Source organism: Streptomyces sp. NPDC085524 (assembly GCF_044541755.1).
Taxonomy (GTDB): Bacteria; Actinomycetota; Actinomycetes; order Streptomycetales; family Streptomycetaceae; genus Streptomyces.
This window is the reverse complement of the sequence record NZ_JBITTH010000020.1, coordinates 94,822-114,590: the sequence shown is the minus strand read 5'-3', so window position 1 is coordinate 114,590 and position 19,769 is coordinate 94,822. Positions and strand designations below refer to the sequence as shown.

Annotated in this window: 22 protein-coding genes and 1 pseudogene; 13 read left to right on the top strand and 10 right to left on the bottom strand. The window is 73.2% G+C overall.

The window, feature by feature from the left end:
* Window positions 1-18 precede the first annotated feature (18 nt).
* Together ACIGFK_RS28075 and ACIGFK_RS28070 are read left to right on the top strand one after the other, a co-directional pair.
* Window positions 19-543 (top strand): hypothetical protein, encoded by a 525-nt coding sequence (locus ACIGFK_RS28075; RefSeq protein ID WP_376656486.1) that lies wholly within the window; start codon window positions 19-21, stop codon window positions 541-543.
* Between the two features lie 127 nt (window positions 544-670).
* A pseudogene (locus tag ACIGFK_RS28070) lies at window positions 671-1,021 on the top strand (LLM class flavin-dependent oxidoreductase); the annotation flags it as partial.
* A 13-nt stretch (window positions 1,022-1,034) separates the two neighbouring features.
* On the opposite strand, the gene ACIGFK_RS28065 reads toward ACIGFK_RS28070, so the two are convergent.
* Both ACIGFK_RS28065 and ACIGFK_RS28060 read right to left on the bottom strand, forming a co-directional pair.
* A complete protein-coding gene (locus tag ACIGFK_RS28065; protein ID WP_400054092.1) occupies window positions 1,035-1,727 on the bottom strand; it encodes a hypothetical protein in 693 nt (230 codons plus the stop codon).
* A gap of 78 nt (window positions 1,728-1,805) precedes the next feature.
* Window positions 1,806-2,357, bottom strand: a complete 552-nt coding sequence (locus ACIGFK_RS28060) for a DinB family protein (RefSeq protein ID WP_376656482.1) — start codon at window positions 2,355-2,357, stop codon at window positions 1,806-1,808.
* Window positions 2,358-2,519: 162 nt separating this feature from the next.
* Here ACIGFK_RS28060 and ACIGFK_RS28055 point away from each other — a divergent pair, with 162 nt between their 5' ends.
* Window positions 2,520-3,710 carry an acyl-CoA dehydrogenase family protein gene (locus tag ACIGFK_RS28055; RefSeq protein ID WP_376656481.1) on the top strand — a complete coding sequence of 397 codons (1,191 nt, stop codon included), beginning with the start codon at window positions 2,520-2,522 and terminating at the stop codon, window positions 3,708-3,710.
* Window positions 3,711-3,945: 235 nt separating this feature from the next.
* Window positions 3,946-4,701 carry an HAD family hydrolase gene (locus ACIGFK_RS28050; RefSeq protein WP_376656480.1) on the top strand — a complete coding sequence of 252 codons (756 nt, stop codon included), beginning with the start codon at window positions 3,946-3,948 and terminating at the stop codon, window positions 4,699-4,701.
* 90 nt (window positions 4,702-4,791) lie between these two features.
* Here ACIGFK_RS28050 and ACIGFK_RS28045 read toward each other — a convergent pair whose 3' ends face one another.
* Window positions 4,792-5,457 carry a CBS domain-containing protein gene (locus tag ACIGFK_RS28045; RefSeq protein WP_376656479.1) on the bottom strand — a complete coding sequence of 222 codons (666 nt, stop codon included), beginning with the start codon at window positions 5,455-5,457 and terminating at the stop codon, window positions 4,792-4,794.
* 166 nt (window positions 5,458-5,623) lie between these two features.
* On the opposite strand from ACIGFK_RS28045, the gene ACIGFK_RS28040 reads away from it, so the two are divergent.
* Window positions 5,624-5,764 carry a hypothetical protein gene (locus ACIGFK_RS28040; protein WP_400054043.1) on the top strand — a complete coding sequence of 47 codons (141 nt, stop codon included), beginning with the start codon at window positions 5,624-5,626 and terminating at the stop codon, window positions 5,762-5,764.
* Window positions 5,765-5,902: 138 nt separating this feature from the next.
* Here the strand turns inward: ACIGFK_RS28040 and ACIGFK_RS28035 are convergent, their stop codons facing one another.
* From ACIGFK_RS28035 to ACIGFK_RS28025, 3 genes are all read right to left on the bottom strand, one after another.
* Window positions 5,903-6,628 carry a response regulator gene (locus ACIGFK_RS28035; protein ID WP_400054041.1) on the bottom strand — a complete coding sequence of 242 codons (726 nt, stop codon included), beginning with the start codon at window positions 6,626-6,628 and terminating at the stop codon, window positions 5,903-5,905.
* 101 nt (window positions 6,629-6,729) lie between these two features.
* Complete coding sequence (locus tag ACIGFK_RS28030) at window positions 6,730-7,374, bottom strand: CBS domain-containing protein (protein ID WP_376656476.1); 645 nt, start codon at window positions 7,372-7,374, stop codon at window positions 6,730-6,732.
* 25 nt (window positions 7,375-7,399) lie between these two features.
* Window positions 7,400-7,864, bottom strand: coding sequence for a Crp/Fnr family transcriptional regulator (locus tag ACIGFK_RS28025; protein WP_376656475.1), 465 nt, complete (start codon window positions 7,862-7,864; stop codon window positions 7,400-7,402).
* Window positions 7,865-8,046: 182 nt separating this feature from the next.
* Between ACIGFK_RS28025 and ACIGFK_RS28020 the strand changes: the two genes are divergently transcribed.
* The 5 genes from ACIGFK_RS28020 (at window position 8,047) to ACIGFK_RS28000 (ending at window position 13,922) form a co-directional block, all read left to right on the top strand.
* Window positions 8,047-8,325, top strand: coding sequence for an SHOCT domain-containing protein (locus ACIGFK_RS28020; protein WP_376656474.1), 279 nt, complete (start codon window positions 8,047-8,049; stop codon window positions 8,323-8,325).
* 152 nt (window positions 8,326-8,477) lie between these two features.
* Window positions 8,478-9,188: a class I SAM-dependent methyltransferase gene (locus ACIGFK_RS28015; RefSeq protein WP_400054038.1), complete on the top strand. Its 711-nt coding sequence runs from the start codon at window positions 8,478-8,480 to the stop codon at window positions 9,186-9,188.
* 65 nt (window positions 9,189-9,253) lie between these two features.
* Entirely contained in the window at window positions 9,254-10,282 is a 1,029-nt protein-coding gene (locus tag ACIGFK_RS28010) for an oxygenase MpaB family protein (protein ID WP_386468549.1), read from the top strand.
* Complete coding sequence (locus tag ACIGFK_RS28005; RefSeq protein ID WP_400054036.1) at window positions 10,264-12,363, top strand: tetratricopeptide repeat protein; 2,100 nt, start codon at window positions 10,264-10,266, stop codon at window positions 12,361-12,363. The genes ACIGFK_RS28010 and ACIGFK_RS28005 overlap by 19 nt, the downstream gene beginning before the upstream one ends.
* Entirely contained in the window at window positions 12,360-13,922 is a 1,563-nt protein-coding gene (locus ACIGFK_RS28000; protein WP_400054034.1) for a phytoene desaturase family protein, read from the top strand. Before ACIGFK_RS28005 ends, ACIGFK_RS28000 begins: the two co-directional genes overlap by 4 nt.
* Before the next feature lie 5 nt (window positions 13,923-13,927).
* On the opposite strand, the gene ACIGFK_RS27995 is transcribed toward ACIGFK_RS28000, so the two are convergent.
* Together ACIGFK_RS27995 and ACIGFK_RS27990 are read right to left on the bottom strand one after the other, a co-directional pair.
* Window positions 13,928-14,377 carry a nitroreductase family deazaflavin-dependent oxidoreductase gene (locus tag ACIGFK_RS27995; RefSeq protein ID WP_376656469.1) on the bottom strand — a complete coding sequence of 150 codons (450 nt, stop codon included), beginning with the start codon at window positions 14,375-14,377 and terminating at the stop codon, window positions 13,928-13,930.
* Window positions 14,378-14,453: 76 nt separating this feature from the next.
* Window positions 14,454-15,653 (bottom strand): FAD-dependent monooxygenase, encoded by a 1,200-nt coding sequence (locus ACIGFK_RS27990; RefSeq protein WP_400054032.1) that lies wholly within the window; start codon window positions 15,651-15,653, stop codon window positions 14,454-14,456.
* Window positions 15,654-15,730: 77 nt separating this feature from the next.
* Here ACIGFK_RS27990 and ACIGFK_RS27985 point away from each other — a divergent pair, with 77 nt between their 5' ends.
* Entirely contained in the window at window positions 15,731-16,324 is a 594-nt protein-coding gene (locus ACIGFK_RS27985) for a TetR/AcrR family transcriptional regulator (RefSeq protein ID WP_376656467.1), read from the top strand.
* On the opposite strand, the gene ACIGFK_RS27980 is transcribed toward ACIGFK_RS27985, so the two are convergent.
* Window positions 16,210-16,530 carry a TetR family transcriptional regulator gene (locus ACIGFK_RS27980; protein ID WP_400054030.1) on the bottom strand — a complete coding sequence of 107 codons (321 nt, stop codon included), beginning with the start codon at window positions 16,528-16,530 and terminating at the stop codon, window positions 16,210-16,212. The two genes, ACIGFK_RS27985 and ACIGFK_RS27980, sit on opposite strands and share 115 nt — an antisense overlap.
* Window positions 16,531-17,102: 572 nt before the next feature.
* Between ACIGFK_RS27980 and ACIGFK_RS27975 the strand changes: the two genes are divergently transcribed.
* Complete coding sequence (locus ACIGFK_RS27975) at window positions 17,103-18,302, top strand: PP2C family protein-serine/threonine phosphatase (RefSeq protein WP_386468541.1); 1,200 nt, start codon at window positions 17,103-17,105, stop codon at window positions 18,300-18,302.
* A gap of 58 nt (window positions 18,303-18,360) precedes the next feature.
* Here the strand turns inward: ACIGFK_RS27975 and ACIGFK_RS27970 are convergent, their stop codons facing one another.
* The gene (locus ACIGFK_RS27970; RefSeq protein WP_376656465.1) at window positions 18,361-18,855 is read right to left on the bottom strand and encodes a DUF5994 family protein; all 495 of its coding nucleotides are present in this window, start codon (window positions 18,853-18,855) and stop codon (window positions 18,361-18,363) included.
* A 290-nt stretch (window positions 18,856-19,145) separates the two neighbouring features.
* On the opposite strand from ACIGFK_RS27970, the gene ACIGFK_RS27965 reads away from it, so the two are divergent.
* Complete coding sequence (locus ACIGFK_RS27965; RefSeq protein WP_376656464.1) at window positions 19,146-19,700, top strand: DUF5994 family protein; 555 nt, start codon at window positions 19,146-19,148, stop codon at window positions 19,698-19,700.
* Window positions 19,701-19,769: the final 69 nt, after the last annotated feature.

The window sequence follows — 19,769 nt, the reverse complement described above, 5'->3', positions numbered from 1 at the left end:
CGGTACCGGGGGGCGATCGTGGACACGCAGCGGGGACGTACGAACCGGCGGCGGTTCCTCCTGATCGCGGGCCTCCCGCTGCTGGCGGTGGGCGGCGGCATGACGTACCTCCTGTGGCCCGAGCCGTACCGCAACCCGGTCCGCACGGACCTGGAGCCGCTGAACGAGCGGTTCGGGCCCGACCTGGGCGCACTGAGCGAGGCCCACTGGCTGGGCTACGACATCGACGAGGCCGGCCACGACAGCCGCACCATCCCGGGCCCGGACTCCCGGATCCGGCTGGTCGGCATCGCCCACCTGCCGCCGGGAGGCGCGGCCGCGGTCGTCCGCGCCCCCGGCCGCACCTTCGCGCCCGCCGAGCCCTCCGCGCTGCCCGAACGGCTGAAGACGTACGTGCCCGCCGCGGCGGCCTGGCAGCACAGCCCGGAGTTCGACGCCCACCTGAACGGCAGGAGCTCGGACGCGACGAGCACGTCGGGCGAGTACCACTTCGACGTGGAGCGCGACCTCGTCCGCTTCGACGTGCTCTACCTCTTCTCCTGAAGCCCCCGACGCCCCTGATGTCCCACTCAGCGGGAGGACGCCCGCGGCACCGTTGAACGTGCGCCGCCCACGGTGTTCCGTCGTACGGCAGACCTGCCGATCCGTACGACGGAAGGGCTTGACCTCCATGCCGCAGCACCGACTCCCCGGCCGTTTCGGGGTGTTCCTCGCCCCCTACCACCGGCCCGACCGCGACCCGGCGCTCCAGCTGCGCCGCGACCTCGACCTCGTCGGCGCCCTCGACCGGCTCGGGTACGAGGAGGCATGGGCCGGGGAGCACCACTCCGCCGGATACGAGATCATCGCCTCACCCGAACTGTTCCTGGCGGCTGCGGCCGAGCGGACCGGCCGCATCATGCTCGGCACCGGGGTCAACTCCCTCCCGTACCACCAGCCGCTCATCCTCGCCGACCGGATCTGCCAGCTCGACCAGCAGTCCCGCGGCCGGGCCATGCTCGGCGTCGGGCCGGGGCAACTGCCCTCCGACGCCTTCATGATGGGCGTCGACCCGCTGCGCTCGCGGGAGATGATGGCCGACTCTCGGCCCGCTCCGGGCGCGCGCCCCGGGCAAGGGTCCGGGTGCCCTCGGCGACCGTCAGGGCGTGGCCGGTGGACAGGCAGACGGCGAGGAACCAGGTGGTCCGCTCGGGCCCGACCGTCTCGTCGTAGTACCAGTCGGCCGTGACCCCTCCGGTCCCGGCGGCGCCGGACAGGAAGGGACGCTGCAGGAAGTCCTGCACGGGGAGGGGGAAATGGCCGAGGACCCCCTGCGCCTGGGCCCCCAGGGCGAGCCGTACCACCGGAGCCCCGGGCGCCGCGGCCCGCCCGTCGGGCGAGGGCGTTGCGTCGAAGGACCGGCTGCGCAGCGAGCCCGGCTCCACCCGGACCCGCTGCCCCCGGAACTCGGGTGTGCCGTCCCGCAGTTCCTGCCGGAGCCGGCACAGCCCGCGACCGCCCACCACCAGGGCGGAGGGCCGCCCGTCGGCATCGGGCCCGGCCCACCAGGTCAACGTCCGGCCGGCCTTCTCCAGCAGCCGGGCCCGGACGTCCCGGGGCAGCCGCTCTTCCCAGTACTGGTGGCGGGCGGGGATCTCCGCGTCCACGGGCAGGGCGCCCGGCTCGTGGATCTGGGTCACCGCCACGCCGTACTCGGGGTTCTCCCGGCGCCTTGCCCCGTGGTCCACGTCGGTCCGCCCCCGTTTCCTTCGCCCGGACGGCCATTGTGCGGCAGGCCGCCGGTGTCCGGGGCCGCCACGCGTGGATCAGATGCCGATGGCCCCGTCGATCCGCTCGCGGAGCAGGTCGGCGTGGCCGTTGTGCCGGGCGTACTCCTCGACCAGGTGGATCAGGACCCAGCGCAGCGACACCTTCCCCCGCCACTCGTCATCGCCCTCGACGTCGAGGTCGGGCGCGTCCGCGACGAACCGTTCGGCGAAAGCCACTTCGCTGCGCCACGCCTCCCAGGCGGCCGCCACCACCGCGGGGTCGTCGACGGCTCCGTCGAAGTCCCCGTCGGGTGCCTCCGCCGAGGAGAAGAGGGGATCGGCGTCCTGGCCCGCCAGGACCTTGCGGAACCAGCGCCGCTCCGTGTCGGCGAGATGCCGGACCAGCCCGAGCAGGGAGAGCGTGGACGGTTCCACCGACCGCCGCGCCAACTCGGCATCCACCCCTGAGCACTTCAGCTCCAGCGTCGCGCGGTGGTCCGCCAGGAAGGCGGCCAGCATGCGCCGTTCGTCACCGGTCGCGGGGCCGGTGAAGCGGCGGTCGCGCTCCGGGTCGACGAAGAAGTCCGCTCTGCTCTGTTGGGTGGTCATGGTCGAAAGTATGCGCGCTGCACCGGAACGGCGGCACGGGGATTCCCCGGAACGGCCGACCGCCACCGGCCCTTCCGATTCTTTGGAACAGGTTCTACTCTGACCGCCGCCATCACCGCCGCCGCAGCGAACCGGCTGGACCGCGAGACTCCCGGAGGGGCCGTGCACCTCGAATACACGCCTGAACAGCAGCAGTTGCGCACCGAGCTGCGCGCCTACTTCGCCGAGCTGGTGCCTGAGGACGTCTACTCCCGTTACGAGGACCCGGCCGCCCAGAAGCGCTTCTACCGGGAGACCATCCGCCGCCTCGGGGCGGACGGCTGGCTCGGGGTCGGCTGGCCGAAGGAGTACGGCGGCCGTGGCATGACCCCGATGGACCAGTTCATCTTCTTCGACGAGGCGGCGCAGGCCGTCGTACCGCTGCCCCTGATGGCGCTCAACACCGTCGGTCCGACCATCATGCAGTTCGGCACCGACGAGCAGAAGGCGTACTTCCTCCCGAAGATCCTCGCGGGCGAGATCGACTTCGCCATCGGCTACAGCGAGCCCGACGCCGGCACCGACCTCGCCGCGCTCAAGTGCAAGGCCGTCCGCGAGGGCGACGAGGAGACCGGCACCTACGTGGTCAACGGCCAGAAGATCTGGACCACCAACGGCGACACCGCCGACTGGGTCTGGCTCGCCGTGCGCACCGACCCGGACGCTCCCGCCCACAAGGGCATCACCATGCTCCTCGTGCCCACCTCGGACCCGGGGTACTCCTGCACCCTCATCAACACCCTCGCCTCGCACGACACCACGGCCAGCTACTACGAGGACATCCGCGTCCCCGCGAGCCGCCGCGTCGGGCAGGAGAACAAGGGCTGGCGCCTGATCACCAACCAGCTCAACCACGAGCGGGTCACCCTCGCCGCCCACGGCACCATGGCCATCCGCGCCCTCCACGACGTCCAGCGCTGGGCCGCCGCGACCAAACTCGCCGACGGCCGCCGCGTCATCGACCTCTCCTGGGTCCGCGGCCGCCTCGCCCGCACCCACGCCCGGCTCGACGCGATGAAGCTCCTCAACTGGCAGATGGTGAACGCGGTCCAGGAGGGCACGCTCACCCCCCAGGACGCCTCCGCCGTCAAGGTGTACGGCTCCGAGGCCCGCAGGGACGCGTACGCCTGGCTGATGGAGGTCGTCGGCGCGGCGGGCTCCCTCAAGGACGGCTCGGCCGGCGCGGTGCTGCACGGGGAACTGGAACGCGGCTACCGCAGCGCCGTCATCTTCACCTTCGGCGGCGGCAACAACGAGATCCAGCGCGAGATCATCTCCTGGATCGGCCTCGGCATGCCCCGCGTACGCCGGTAGGGCCCTGCGGACCGGGCATCACCGAGCCGCCCCGGGCCGGTGCTCGCGGAACTCCGCCGCCGCGGGCCCGGCGGCGTCGCCGGGCGGCCCGCCCCGGTTGCGGTGCGGCAGGTCCGCGGCACCCTGGAAGAGTCCGCAGCCGGCGAGCAGCCCGCTCCCGGTGATCGTGCGCGTGCCGCCGAGGAGTGAGCACCGTGAAGGGCAGCCCGGGAACCGCGTGCGTGACCCACCGGTCATGAGCAGGGCGGGCGCGGTCGTCTTCGACACCGACGGAGTGCTCCTGGACACGGCCGGCCGTCACGCGGCCGCCTGGAAGGAGACCTTCGACGGCTGCCTCGCCGAGTGGGGGCAGCGGTCCGGAGAACGGCAGCGCCCCTTCGACGCCGTCCACGACTACCGTGACCTGGTCGACGGCAGGTCCCGGCTCGACGGCGTGCGCGCCTTCCTCACGGCGCGCCGCATCGGCCTCCCGCCCGGAACCCCGGAGGACCCGCCCGGATGCGCCACCGCGCACGCGGTCGCCGCCCGCAAGGAGGCGGTCTTCTCCGAGATGGTGCGGACCGCAGGAGTCGACGCCTTCGACGACGTCCGGCCCGCCCTCCGGCTGCTGCGGGAGAGGGGGGTCGGATGCGCGGCCGTCTCCGCTTCCCGGCACGCCCGCGCCCTCCTCCGGTCCGCAGACCTCATCGCCTTCTTCGGCGCGGTGGTGGACGGCCTGGACGCGGAGGCGCTGGCCCTTCCGGGCAAGCCCGCCCCCGCCCTCTTCCTCGAAGCAGCCGGCCGGCTGGGCGCCGCCCCCGGGCACACCGCCGTCGTGGAAGACGCCCTCGTCGGCGTGGAGGCCGGCCGCAGCGGCCGCTTCCGGCCGGTCATCGGGCTCGACCGCAGCCACGACCCGCGCACGGCGTTCGCCCTGCGCGCGCACGGCGCCCACCTCGTCCTGCCGGATCTCCTCGGACTCCCCGCCGCGCTCGACGGACCCGGGCCGTGAACACGGACTGGAGCCGGGAGTACCGGCACTGCGATCCCGTCCGCCACCGAGGGCACCTCAGTGGCGGCGAACCCGGCGGCGGGCCGGGAGTCACCACGGCATCGCATGGCGGACGGGGCCGGCACCCGTGGCCGTCGCGTCGTCGGTGCGGGCCGTGATCCGCGGTGCCACTGCCACCACGCCGTCGAGCCGTTCGACGAGACCGAGGATCACGGGCAGCTGACTGCGGAGCGCCACGCGGCCCTCCAGGGTGACGATGCCGTTCACCACGTGCACCTCGACGTCGTCGGCCGACGCGCCCGCCACGTCCATGAGGACCTCCTGGACGCGGTGGCGTATCTCGGAGTCCGGGCGCAGGAACATCCGCAGCAGGTCCCGCCGGGTGACGATGCCGACGAGCCGGTCCTCCTCGTCCACGACGGGCAGCCGCTCGATGCCGCGGCGGGTCAGCAGCCGGGCCGCGTCGGCGGCCGTCTCGCCGGCGAGGACGGTGACCGCGGGGGCGGACATGATCTCGCCCGCCGTGGTCGGCCGGGACGGCGCGGCGTCGTGCGGGGGCGCCTGCGCACCGGGTGCGGCATGGGCCAGTACGTCGGTCTGCGAGACCACGCCCACCACGCGGTCCTCCTCGTCCAGGACGGGGAGACCGCTGATGTCGTACTGGGCGAGCAGCTTCACGACGTCCTTGAAGGCGGTCGCAGGAGCCACGGAGACGACCTCGTCGGTCATCAGGTCCGCCACCTTGAGGCTTTTCATGAGGTCCTCCTGCTTCACCCGTGCCGCGTCGGGCGCGCGGCTGCCGTGGGGTGCGTGTGCCACCCACCATCCGCCGGGGCGGGCCGCGGATCGAGGGCCGAACGGTCCCTGCCGGGGACCGGAAGGGTCCCGGGCGGCCCTCTTCCCCCGCGGGCCCGGTGCCCCTGTGGGCGGCGCCCCCAGCGGACCCGCGGAGACCGCCGCGCTCCCCGGCTTCGCCGGCCAGGCCACCCTGGCGCTGGAGCCGGCGGACCGGCGCCGCGACGCCGAGGACCCGACCTCCCTGGTGGGCCGCCAGGAGCTGTGATGTCATGGAGGTGACGGGAAGAGTCCCTGAAAGGATGCGGAGAAGCGGCTCACGGCCGTGCACCGCACAATCGGGATCCGCGAGAAGCGGATGGGCTCTTTCCGTCCGGCGTACGGACGGGAACGGCCGTCCGGCGTCTCACCGCCCGGCCCGGCCGCCGTGGTCGTGCTCGCCGCCGTGGTCGTGCTCGTGCTCGTGGACCTGAGCGGCGATCACCGCCGCCTGGACCCGGCGTTCCACGCCGAGCTTGCCCAGCAACCGGGAGATGTGGTTCTTCACGGTCTTCTCGGACAGGTAGAGCCGCTTGGCGATCTGCCGGTTGGTGAGGCCCTCGCCGATGAGTTCCAGGACGGCCCGCTCCCGCTCGGTGAGGACCGCCAGGCGAGCGTCCTCGGGCTCCCCGGCCGCCTCCGGGTCGCGCAGGGAGTGCATCAGGCGGGCGGTCGTGGCCGGGTCCAGCATGGACTGCCCGGTGGCGACCGTGCGTACGGCGGAGACCAGGTCGGAGCCCTTGATCTGCTTCAGCACGTACCCGGCCGCCCCCGCCATGATCGCGTCCAGCAGGGCTTCCTCGTCGTCGAAGGAGGTCAGCATCAGGCACGCCAGCTCCGGCATGTGGGACCGCAGCTCCCGGCAGACGGCGATGCCGTTGCCGTCGGGCAGCCGCACGTCGAGCACGGCGACGTCCGGACGGAGCGCCGGCCCCCGGGCCAGGGCCTGTTCGGCCGTGCCCGCCTCGCCGACGACGGTGATGTCCGGTTCGGAGTCGAGGAGGTCCCGCAGCCCGCGGCGGACCACCTCGTGGTCGTCGAGGAGGAACACCCTGACCGGCGCCTCGGGGGAGGCATTCGGCTCGTCGGACATGATCGCCCCTGGTCCAGCCGCGCTGTGCGCTTCCACCCGCATTGTCTCAGGAAGCCGTGCGGCGCACCCCGTGGCAGCCGACGCGGACGGAGCGCCACCGGTCAGGGGGTGGCGCCGACGGGGCTGTCCAGCTCGACCCGGACGTCCACGACGCCCTCGACCGCGCGGACCGCCCGGGCGAGCAGGGGCAGCAGCGTGCGGTCGCGTACGGGGCCGCGCAGCGTGACGATGCCGTCCTCGACGGTGCAGTCCAGGGCCTTACCCGGTGCCGACCCGGCGAGCACCGCTTCGCGGATCTCCTCCGCGAGTTCCCCGTCGGGCCGCAGGAAGACCTTCAGCAGGTCGCTCCGGCTGACCACGCCCTCCAGCATGCCGACCTCATCCACCACCGGCAGGCGTTTGACGCCCTTCCGGGCCATGATCCGGGCGGCCTCGGCAACGGTCGCACCGGGGTGCACGGTGATCGCCGGGCTCGACATGAGCTCCTCGGCCAGCACCCCGCCGGCCTTGGAGGCCTCCTCCAGCTGGTCGGGGAGGACGGGCTCGGTACGCCGGAACTCCTCCTTCGGCAGCAGGTCCGCCTCGGAGACGACACCGACGACGCGGCCCTCGCCCTCCAGCACGGGCACCGCGCTCACCTTCCACTGGTGCATCAGCTCGACGATCTCCTTGTAGGACGCCTCGCGGCCGATCGCGACGGCGGTGTGCGTCATGACGTCACTGACGGTGTAGCGGGATGCGGGCATGGCCGGCTCCTTCGGCGTGCTGTGATCAGAGGTGGATGCCGCTGCCGTACGGCGCGTACAGGTCGAGCAGCCGGACGCGGGCCGCCTGGAGGCGATGGGCGAGCACCTGCCCGACCCAGTGCCCGACGGCCGAGCCGAACTGGGGGTCGGCGTCCATCAGCAGCCGGACGCGCTCCGCGTCGAACTCGTACGCGCGTACCGGGGTCACGGCCTCGGCGCCCAGCCGCCAGGTGTACGGCTTGAACAGCCACGAGCAGCCGACCAGCTGGCCGGCCCCGAGGTTCTCGATGACGGCGGCGCGGCGGCCGGGCACGTGCACGTCCAGCATGACGGTGCCGGACCGGACGATCCAGAACCGGTCGGCGTGGCCGCCCTCGCGGAAGAGCCGGGCGCCTTCGGCGAACGCGACCTCCCGGGCCTGTTCCATCAGCCGGGAACGGTGGTCGGCGGGCAGCGCCGTGGCGATACGGGTGGAGGAGGGGGTGCTCATGGAAGGCCTCCAGGGTCGAGTCGCCTCCAGTCTTCGCCGCCCGCCCCGCTCGGGGCATGGGCCCTGTGGTCCCCTGGTCGGCCCGACCGGCCCATGCCCGGTGCCGGCCCGCCCGGGGATCCTGGCAGCAGACGGCCGAACGACCACGGCCGCCCCGTCCCTTCGGATCCGGCAGGTGCGCGATGTACTGGAACGATCACATGGGTGCCTGGGGCTGGTTCGCGATGTCCCTCACGACGCTGCTCGTCTGGGGCCTGATCGCCGCCGCTGCCGTCCTCGTGGTCCGTGCCCTCAGGCGCGACGGTGCGGCCGGACGGGCGTGGGTCCCGGACGCCCCCTCCGCCGGGGAGGCCGAGTCCCTGCTCGCGGAGCGGTACGCCAGGGGTGAGATCGACGACGAGGAGTACGAGCGGCGGCTCGCCGTGCTCCGTCGCCGTGCCCGGGGCCCGACGGCCCCGTGAGACGGCGACGGCGGGGACGGGACCCGGCCCCTCCCGCCCGGCCCCTCCCGCCCGGCGCCCCCGCTCCGGCCGCCCGGCTCGTACGCTTCACGTATGCGTGTCGAGCGGCCCCGGCCCGAGCCGGGGCGGACGCGAGGGCGAGGCGGGCGGCAGTGACCGACGAGGAAGACCTGGCCGCGGCGCAGCGCGCCCACTGGGAGGCCACCTACGCCGCCCACCCCGGCATGTACGGACAGCAGCCCTCCGGCCCCGCCGTCCACGCGGCGGCCGTGTTCCGGGCGGCCGGCGCGCGGGAGGTCCTGGAGCTGGGCGCCGGGCACGGCCGCGACGCCCTGTACTTCGCGCGCAGCGGCTTCGCCGTCCGGGCCACCGACGTCAGCGCCACCGGGCTGGAGCAGCTCCGGCAGGCGGCCCGGGACCAGGGCCTGGAGGAGCGGGTCGCCACCGCCGTCCAGGACGTGCGCGAACCCCTCGCCCTGCCCTCCCGCTCCGTGGACGCCGTCTTCGCCCACATGCTGCTGTGCATGGCCCTGTCCACCGGGGAGATCCACGCCCTCGTCGACGAGGTCCGCCGGGTGCTGCGGCCCGGCGGCACCTTCGTCTACACCGTGCGCCACACGGGCGACGCGCACTACGGCGCCGGGACCGCGCACGGCGACGACATCCACGAACACGGCGGCTTCGCCGTCCACTTCTTCTCCCGGCGCCTGGTCGACGCCCTCGCCGAAGGCTGGCGCCTCGACGAGGTGCACGCCTTCGAGGAGGGGGAGCTGCCCCGGCGCCTGTGGCGGATCACCCAGACCCTGCCCGAGCGGCAGCCCGAGGCCGTACCGGGGGACGCGTCGTCCGGGGGCGCGGGTTGAGACGGCCGAGGGCGCGCCTCGGCTAGGCTGGACGCTCCGGGCGCCTGTGGCAGGGAGGTACGGGGATGGGCGACACCACGACCGGACCCGCCAACCCCGCGGAACCCACGAGCCCCACCGGCCCCATTGGCTCCACCAGCCCCAACCGCCCCACAGGACCCGATCCCGGGCTGTACGGGCCCTCGTCCGTCACCTGGCACTGCCACGGCGACCCCGTCATGTGGATCGCCGGCGTCCGCGCCCTCTACCTCCAGGCGCTCCACCCGCGGGCCGTCCGCGGGGTCATGGAGAACTCCGCTGCCTTCACCGGTCAGAGGGGCCGGAACGAGGCCTGGGGCCGGCTGCTGCGCACCGCCGACTTCGTCGGCACCCTCACCTACGGCACCGGCGAGGCCGCCGAGCGAGCGGGCGCCCGCGTCCGTGCGATCCACCGCAGGCTGTCCGCCACCGACCCGGTCACCGGCGAGCGGTTCCCCGTGGACGACCCCGAGCTGCTGCTCTGGGTCCACTGCGCCCAGATCGACAGCTTCCTGCACGTGCTGCGCCGCTCCGGCGTCCGCCTCACCCCGGCACAGGCCGACCGCTACGTCGACGAGAACAGGGTGAACGCCCGCCTCGTCGGCCTCGATCCGGCCGGGGTCCCCGCCGACACCGCCGGGCTCGCCGCCTACTTCGAGCGGGTCCGGCCCGGGCTCGCCGCCGGCCCCGATGCCCACGCCGTGTACGACTTCCTGCAGGGCCCGCCGGTCCCTTCCCTTCTCATACCTGGCCGAAACCTGCTGTGGCGCCCGGTCGCCGCCCTCGCGTACGGTTCCCTCCCCGGCTGGGCGCACCGGTTGTACGGGAAGCCCGCACCGCCCCCGCGCGCGGTCACCAGGCGCCTGCGCCTCACAGGGCGCGTGCTGCGCAGCATTCCCGCAGGTCTACGCTGGAAGCTGCCGCCAGGTCACATCTTGAAAGCGATGCGTCGCATGGGCCCCGGGAGCCGCCCCTCGACGCACGGGCTGCGCGCGGCAGCCTCCATACTGGACGGGCCGGGGAGGGCATCGCACGACGACGGGGGCGGCTTTAAGACATGGCGGAGTCCAGACTGATCCAGGGCCGGTACCGGTCGCTCGACCTGATCGGGCGCGGTGGCATGGGCGAGGTATGGCGCGCCCGGGACGAATCCCTGGGCCGGCAGGTCGCCGTGAAGTGCCTCAAGCCGATCGGCGCCGACCAGGACGCCCACTTCACCCAGGTGCTGCGCGAACGGTTCCGGCGCGAGGCCCGCGTGGCCGCCTCCCTCCAGCACCGGGGCGTCACCGTCGTCCACGACTTCGGCGACGACAGCGCCTCGGGCGGCTGCCTCTACCTGGTGATGGAGCTCCTGGAGGGCCGCAACCTCAGCCAGCTCCTGGAGGAGAACGAGACCCGCCCGCTCCCCGTGGACGTGGTCGTCGACATCGCGGAGCAGATGGCCGCCGCCCTCGGCTACACCCACGACCAGGGCGTCGTCCACCGCGACCTGAAGCCCGCCAACATCATGCGGCTCACCGACGGCACGGTGAAGATCTGCGACTTCGGCATCGCCCGCCTCGCCCACGACATCGGCTTCACCGCCAAGCTCACCGGCGGCGGCATGGCCATGGGCACCCCCCACTACATGTCGCCGGAGCAGATCGCGGGCGGCGAGGTCGACCACCGCAGCGACCTCTACTCCCTGGGCTGCGTCCTGTACGAGATCGCCACCGGCGCCCCGCCCTTCGACCTCGGCGACTCCTGGTCCGTGCTGGTCGGCCACCGCGACAACGCCCCCGTGCCGCTCCGGCAGCACCGCCCCGAACTTCCCGCCTACTTCGATGAGCTCGTCCTCGAGCTCCTCGCCAAGCGCCCCGAGGACCGGCCGGGCGACGCCCGCCACCTGCACCGCCGGCTCGTCGAGGCACGCCTCGGCCCCGGCGGGCTGCCCGGCGCCCTCGCCCCGCTCCCCGCCTGGGCCCGCGGAATGACCGCCGGGCGCAAGGCCGGGATCGACGCCCGCCCCGCGAGCGGTGAATGGGCCGTCCTCACCGGCTCCTGGACGGCCGCACGCCCCAGCGGCGAACAGCCCGCCCCGCACCACGCCCCGCACACCGGCCGGCCCCCGGCCCTCCGCCGCCCCGCGCCCGCCGAGGACCCGCGCCTGACCGTGGCGTACGGCGTCCTGCGCATCCCCGGGCCGCGCGAGACCGACCCCGACGCGCTCACCGCCGGACACACCCGCGCGTTCGCGCTCAGCCGCTCGGGCCACCCGGAGGAGGCCCTCGCGGCGTACACGGCGGTGGCCGAGGGCCGCGCCCGCGCGCTCGGCGCGGACCACCCCGACACCCTTGCCGCGCGCCAGGAAGCGGCGTACGAACTGGGCCGGCTCGGGCGTCACCAGGAAGCGCACGACATCTACCGCGCCGTGCTCGTCGCCCGCGACCGGACCGTCGGACCGCGCCACCCCGACACCCTGCGCTGCCGCCACAACCTGGCCTGCGCCCTGGGCGCCCTCGGCCGGTACGCGGACGCCCACGCCACCGCGGCCGCGGTCGCCGCGGACCGGGCGGCCGTCCTCGGCGCCGAGCACCCCGACACCCTGCTGACCCGCTACGAGGTGGCGTACGCCCTCGGCCGCCTGGAGCGCTGGCAGGAGGCCCTCGCGGGCTTCCGCGAGGTCGCCGCGGTCCGCGAGCAGGTGCTCGGCCGCGACCACCCCGGCACCCTGGCCGCGCGCTACGAGGTCGGCATCGCGCTCGGCCGCACCGGGAACAGCGCCCAGGCCCTCGACCTGTTCCAGGCACTGGTCCGCGACCGCACCCGCGCCTACGGCGCCACCGACCCGGAGACCTTGCGCGCCCGGCACGTCCTCGGCGTCAACCTGGGCCGCCTCGAGCGCTGGGAGGAGGCGGTGGCCGAGGCCCGGCAGGTGGGGACCGTACGGGCCAAGGTGCTCGGCGCCGAGCATCCCGACACCCTGGTCAGCCGCCGCGAACTCGCCGTCGGCCTCGGCCGGCTGGGCCGCTGGGACGAAGCGCTGCCCATCTACCGCGAGCTCTCGGGCATCCGCGAGCGCTCCCTGGGCGACGAGCACCCCGAGACGGTGCTGGCCCACGCCGACGAGGCCTACTGTCTGGAGCGGCTCGGCCAGGTGTGCTACCAAGAGCCATGACGACCTTCGGGCGGGACGTATACGACGACGTGATCGTGGGCGGCGGGCACAACGGCCTGGTGGCCGCCGCGTACCTGGCCAGGACGGGCCGCGCGGTCCTCGTCCTGGAACGGCTCGGGAACACCGGCGGCGCGGCCATCTCCAGCCGCCCCTTCGCCGACGTCGACGCCCGGCTCTCGCGCTACTCCTACCTCGTCTCCCTGCTCCCGTCGAAGATCGTTCGCGATCTGGGCCTGCGGTTCGCCGTCCGCCGCCGCACCGTGTCCTCGTACACCCCCGTCGAACGCGACGGCCGGCCCGGCGGACTGCTCGTCGGCGGCGACGGGCAGCGCACCCGGGAGTCCTTCGCGCGGCTGACCGGCTCGGAGCGCGAGTACGAGAGCTGGCGGGCGTTCTACGGGACCACCGGGCACGTGGCACGCGCCGTGTTCCCGACCCTCACCGAACCCCTGCCCACCCGGGCGGAGCTGCGCTCCCGGATCGACGACGAGGCCGCCTGGCGGATGCTCTTCGAGGAGCCGCTCGGCCGCGCGGTGGAAACGCACTTCGCCGACGACCTGGTGCGCGGAGTCGTCCTGACGGACGGCCTGATCGGCACCTTCGCCGATGCCCACGACGCCTCGCTCGCGCAGAACCGCTGCTTCCTCTACCACGTCATCGGCGGCGGGACGGGGGACTGGGACGTGCCCGTGGGGGGCATGGGGGCCCTGACGGACTCCCTGGCCGCCGCCGCGCGGGCCGCCGGGGCGGAGATCGCCACCGGGCACGAGGTACTGCGGATCGACACGGACGGGACCTCACCGGCGGAGGTCGTGTTCCGCACGGCCACGGGGGAGGGGCGGGTCGTCGGCCGCACGGTGCTGGTGAACGCCTCCCCGCAGGCGCTGGCCGAACTCCTCGGCGAGGCACCGCAGGAGAAGGCCCCCGAGGGCGCCCAGCTCAAGGTCAACATGCTGCTGCGCCGACTGCCCCGGCTGCGGGACACCACCGTGGACCCCCGCGAGGCGTTCGGCGGCACCTTCCACATCGCCGAGGGGTACGGCGAGCTGGCCCGGGCCTACGCGGAGGCGGCGTCCGGCGAACTGCCGTCCGTACCGCCCTCGGAGATCTACTGCCACTCGCTGACCGATCCCACGATCCTGGGGCCGGAGCTGGTGGAGCAGGGCTACCAGACGCTCACCCTCTTCGGACTGCACACCCCGGCCCGCCTGTTCGAGAAGGACAACCGCCAGGCCCGCGAGGTGCTGCTCGCCGCCACCCTCGCGCAGCTCGACACCCATCTGGCCGAACCGCTCACCGACTGCCTCGCCTTCGACGGCGACGGCCGCCCGTGCATCGAGGCGAAGACCCCGCTCGACCTGGAGCGGGAACTGCGCCTGCCCGGCGGCCACATCTTCCACCGCGACCTGTCCTGGCCGTACGCCGAAGCGGGCGGCGGCCGCTGGGGGGTGGAGACCGCCCACCGCAACGTACTGCTGTGCGGTGCGGGGGCGGTCCGCGGCGGCGGCGTCAGCGGGGTCCCGGGCCACAACGCGGCGATGGCCGTGCTGGGGCACTGACCCCGCTACCGGACGGGCTCGATCACGACGATCGGGATCTCGCGGTCCGTCTTGGCCTGGTACTCGTCGTACGAGGGCCAGTGGCGCAGCATCAGGGGCCAGTACGCGGCGCGTTCCCCGGCCGTCGCGGTGCGGGCCGTGCCCTGCAGGATCTCGGGCCCGACCTGGATGCGGACCTCGGGGTGCTCGGTGAGGTTGCGGTACCAGAGCGGGTGCGCCGGGTCGCCGCCCTTGGAGGCGACGACGAGGTAGCGGCCGTCGTCCTCCCCGTAGATGAGCGGCGTGCGCACCGGATTGCCGGAGACCCTGCCCACCGTGGTGAGCAGCAGCGTCTGCGTGCCGTTCCAGTACTGGCCCTCGGCCCCGTTCGACTCCACGTACAGCTTGACGTGGTCGAGCTGCCAGCTGCCCGGCTTCGGATCGGTCGGGTGGTCCCAGTCGATGTCGGTCGTCACGGTATTCAGCCTGCCTTCGTGCGTTGAATGGCCAACGAACCTCGACAACGAGTGCCAACACCGGGGGACACGCGGTTCATTCCGGGCGCGCGGGCAGTCCGGGGAGCCGGAAGCCGTCGACGATCCCGTCCATCGCCCGGTTCGTGGCGAAGGCCGGGGTGGCGCGGACGGCGAGATCGCGCAGGGCGACCGCGAGCGGATGGGTGAGGGCGGCGACCCGGCCCGTGCGGCGGGCCCGGACGCGGATGGCGTCGGTGCGCGCGCAGCGGGCCGCGCTGTAGGCGGCGAGCGCGGCCGGCACGTCGCGGGCGTCCTCGGCGTCGCCCAGCAGGTGGGCGAGCACGGCGGCGTCCTCGACGGCCTGGCAGCCGCCCTGGCCGAGGTTGGGGGTCATGGCGTGCGCGGCGTCGCCGAGCCAGGCGAGGCGGCCGTGGTGGAAGCGGGGGAGCGGGGCGGCCAGGTCGTGGAGGTCGTGCTGGAGCACGGCGGCCGGGTCGATCCGTTCCAGCAGTGCGGGGACCGGGTCGTGCCAGGTGCCGAAGCGGCGCAGGAGTTCGGCGCGGACGTCGGCCGGGCGGTACCCCTCGGGGACGACGGCGGTGGCGTAGACGTAGACGCGGCCGTCGGCGAGCGGAACGGTGCCGAAGCGCTCCCCGCGGCCCCAGGTCTCGGCCGTGTCCACTCCGGCTCCGGCCGCGGCGGACGCGGGGAGGACGGTGCGCCAGGCGGTCTCCCCGCTGTAGTGCAGGCCGGGGTGGTGCGGGAAGTACTGGCGGCGCAGCGGGCTGTGGATGCCGTCGGCGGCGAGGACGAGGTCGGCTTCGAGGTCGCCCTCGGCGGTGCGGACCACCGGGCGGCCGGCCGCGCCGTCCGCGGAGGTGACTGCGGTGACGGCGGTGGCGTACCGGATCGTGCCCTCGGGGAGTGCGGCGGCCAGGGCGTCGGCGAGGGCCGAACGGTGCAGGGCGAGCGGCGGGCGGCCGTAGCGCGCGGTGAGCGCCGCGGTGTCGGCGCGGGTCAGCCAGCGCCCGTCCGCGCGCCGCACGCCCATCGCGGCCGGGACCGTACGGCCCCCGGCGCGGGTGGCGTCGAACCCGATGGTGTCGAAGGCGCGCAGGGCGTTGGGGGCGAGGACGATCCCGGCGCCGACGGCGGTCGGCCCGGCCGCACGCTCGCACACGCTGACCCTCCAGCCGCGCCGGTGCAGGGCCAGTGCCGCGGTGAGTCCGCCGATCCCCGCACCCGACACGACCGCATGACGCCGGAGTCCCGACATGGCAATCCCTCCCCTTTCCGCGATCCTCTACATCCGTAGAGGCCCATGAGCTCACTCTACAGCTGTAGAGTGAGCTCATGTCAACGGATCGCAGAACCCTGATCGCCGACACCGCGATCGGCCTGGTGGCCGCCGCAGGCCTCCGGGGGCTCACCCACCGGGCGGTCGACGCCGCCGCGCAGCTGCCGGCGGGCAGCACCTCGTACTACTTCCGTACGAGGGCGGCCCTGATCGGCGCCTGTTTCCAGCGGCTGGCGGAGCTGGACCTGGGCGACCTCGGCGCGGACGACCCTTCCGCCACCGCCCTGGCCGGCCGGGACGGGGCCGCGGCGGCGCTCGCCGGACTGCTGATGCACTGGCTGACGGCGGGGCGCGAACGCCAGCTGGCCCGGTTCGAACTCAGCCTGGAGGCCGCCCGCAACCCCGAACTGGAGGCCGACTTCCACCGCGCGGGCCAAGGGTCCCGATCCCGTGCGGCCGCGTTGCTCGCCGCGCTCGGGGCCGACCGTCCCCGGGAGGCCGGTGAACTCGTCGCCGCCTGGACGGACGGACTCCTCTACGACCGCCTGGCGGGCGCCCTCGCCCGCTCCCGCCCGGCCCCGGACCTGGCCGAACTCACCGTCGTGGCCCGCCGCATGATCGACGCTGCGCTGGCGCCCCAGGCGGGGTGACGGGCCTTCGGGCGCGCCGGGGCGGCGAAGGGGGCGGTGGGGCGGTGGTCGCCGAGGGCCGCGACGGCGACCCCGGCGGCGCGGGCGATCTCCTCGGTCGGCACGCCGACGCCGCGGGTGGTGAACACCTCCGTGGCGGTGTCGAGCAGCCTGGCCCGGTTGCGGGCCGCGTCCGCCCGCAGGGGGCGCTCCTGTGCGCCACCCATGTGTCTCCCGCCCTTCCTCGTCGATGACGGCGACGGGCCGCCCTCGAGGAGCGGTTCGCCCAAGTCGTCCTTTCTGTTGGGTTGGACGGCGGATCGGCGCTGGCGATCCACGTTTGCCCTGGTCGGCTGTCCCGGTGATGGGTTCATCCGGTGTGCGACAGGTGTCGTGGACAGCGGGTCTTCCCCTCACGCGCTTCGGCGAGGCGGAGCCGAGTCTGTTGATGCCGGTGGCGAGCCAGGCGCTGAACCGGGACCGCAGGCGGGCTGGCGGAAGCCTGGGGCGGGACGTGGCGACGGAGGGCGGGCTTGGGGAACACGACAGGGCGTCCGGTGAATCGATCATGTTCGGCCACACAGTGATCGTCCTCTGAGGGGGCGCCGGCCCGGTCGTTCCTGGTAGCGGTGTGGCCCGTCTGGCAGCCGAGGCGCATTCTTGATGGTGGGAACCCTGGTGCGGGTTCCAACGCAGTGGCTGTTCGGCTCCGGGCACGGGATGGCGGAGCCCGTGCCGGCATCGTTCTGAGGGAGTGCCGGATCAGGGTTGCGCAGCGTGTGCGGTTGGAGGCGCCTGGATGGCAGTCGGACAGCGTGGGGATCCGGATCGCTCCGCGAATTTCGGGGAGGACTTGCTGGGCGGGTTCTTGGACCTCGCTCCGGAGCTGCCACCTCACCTGGTCGGTCCGGTCCTGGCCGGCATCGTGGCCCGGCTGGGAGGACGGCAGCCGCAGATTCTCCTCCAGGACTACGGGCAGAAGAGGCTCGTCCCTCTGGAGGGCGAGGGGCTGGCAGGTGGTGAACCGCTGCGTATCGACGGTTCGGAAGCGGGCCGGTGCCTCCTCACCTCCATGCCCGTCGAACGTGTGCTGAGCGAGGGGGTACGGGTCTATGCGCCGCTGTGGGGCGGTGGCGACCAGGTGGGAGTGCTGGCTGTCACGCTGGACCGGATCAATGACGACTACCGCCGGCTCTTGCGCAGGATCGCGGGCCTGATCGCCTCCGTGCTGGAGAGCAAGAACGGCTATACCGACCTCTTCTTCCGCACTCGGCGCAGCGAGCCGATGAGCGTTGCCGCGGAGATCCAGTGGTCGCTGATGCCGCCCTTGGCCATGGTGACGCCGCGGGTCAGCGTTGCCGGAGCCCTGGAACCCGCCTACGACGTGGCGGGTGACAGCTTCGACTACGCGCTGAACGGGGACACCTTTCACCTCGCCATGATCGACGCCATGGGACACGGCTTGAACGCGGCCACGATGGCGACGGTGGCGATCGGCGCGTACCGCCACGCCCGCCGGATCAGCATCGAGCTCGCCGAGATCTACCACTTCATGGACCGGGCGGTGGCCGAGCAGTTTGCCCCTGACCACTTCGTCACCGCGCAGATGATGCGCCTGGACACTGACACGGGCCACCTCCAGTGGGTCAACGCAGGACACCCTGACCCCATGCTGATTCGCGGTCACCGCGTCATATGCCGCATGAACAGTCCCACTACCCTGCCTGTCGGTTTCGGGGGAGCGCAGCCGCAGGTCAGCGAGGTGGCGCTCGAACCGGGAGATCGCATCCTCTGCTTCACCGACGGGCTGATCGAGGAACATGAGAGCGGGCAGCAGCAGTTCGGCGAGGACCAGCTCATCGACTGGGTGAACCAGTTGGAGAAGACGGACCGAGGGGTCCGCGAGGTGGCACGGGATCTCTCCCACACGCTTACGCGGGCACGTGGCGACGTCACCTCCGACGACGCAACCCTCGTGCTGGTCGAATGGCGCGAATGACGGATGGCGTGCCGGAGGGGCAGGGCGTCACGTAGCGCCGGAGGGGCTACGCCCGGGATTACGCCGGCCCCTCGTCTTCGATCGAGGGTTCGGCAAGTGTGGCGAGGAGGATCTCTGCGGCCTGGGTGGTGTTGTCGGCGTCCACTGCACGGGCCATTGCCTGCCGGGCTGCATCAGCATGGGCTTGGGGCGGGACTACCAACAGGGCGAAGTGATCGTTGTCGCCGCGGGTGATGAGGACGGTGTCGTCGCCGACAGGAAACGAGTCCAGGTGGACGACGCGGGCGTCGATGACGAGGCGCGTGGGCAGTTCGCCCCAGGCACCGCTGTCCAGGCCGACTCTCGTGATGGGGCCGAGGTGGTCGGTGAGAACCTGGATCAGGGCGGGCAGCTCTGCCCTGATGGACCGAGACCGGGGCCACCAGGCGCCGTCCAGGACACCTTCGCGGGAGTGCGTCGTCTGCAACCGGAGAAGGGCTGTTCCTGGCTTGACCGCTTGGTGGATCTCGTCCGGAAGGAGCTTCGACGGGGTGGGGGGGTTGGGTTCGGCCACGGGGTCCGCCTTGTCCTGCGGGGGCAGCCGACGCTTCGTGCCGGCGCATTACCGCTGTGCTTTCACGGTACTCCGCACGTTCGTGATCAGGTCGTACGCGAGAGTCGGCCGGGGGCACCGGGGGCATCCCGTTGGATGCCAACCTTTCTGGGATTCAGTCGTCTGACACGCCACGGAGTAGACTCGGATTACCGGGAGTAACTCGCACACCCGCTTCCACGCGGACGTCGTTTCCGGCGATCGAGCATGGCGCCGCCCCTGCTGGGCAGCCCGGGAATGAGCCCGCGATCATGACAAGCACCGCTTTCGTGTCCCCGGTACGTTTGGCCCTGACACCGAAGACCGCCCTCGCTGGCCTGTTGGACGGCGCCTGGTGGCCCAGGTCCCGCGATCTGGCAGCACAGCTTCCGCTCCTGGTCGACGCGCTGAATGGCAGTTTCGGGCGCATCACGCGCATCACGGCGAACCCCACCTGCTGGCTGGAGTTCCCGCACGGGATCTCCGTCGCCGAGGGCCACATCGTGCAGGTGGGCTGGTTCTCGGAGCAGGATTCCGACAAGTTGACCCTGCTCTCCTATGCTGTCGGTCGCTGCGACCTGCTGGTGATTCCGCCCGATACCGAAGCCGCAGCAGCAGGCCGTCTTATGGCCGCTGCCGCACTCCCCGGCAACGTCCGGGCCGTCGGCACCCTCATGACTGACGAAGCCGCCACCAGCCTCCGCATCCGCAATGTTCGAAGCAGCGAAGAGGTCGAGGAGACCGACGGCGGGACCGCCGCAACGCCCGAGCGGCACCCGGTCGTCGGAGCACGGATGATCCCCCTGCCTTGGAACATGCGGAGGTGAGAGGAGCGGTTCCGAAGCCCCGCTGACTCCCCCACTCCGTTCAAGATCCGTGACGCCGGTGTGGACCGC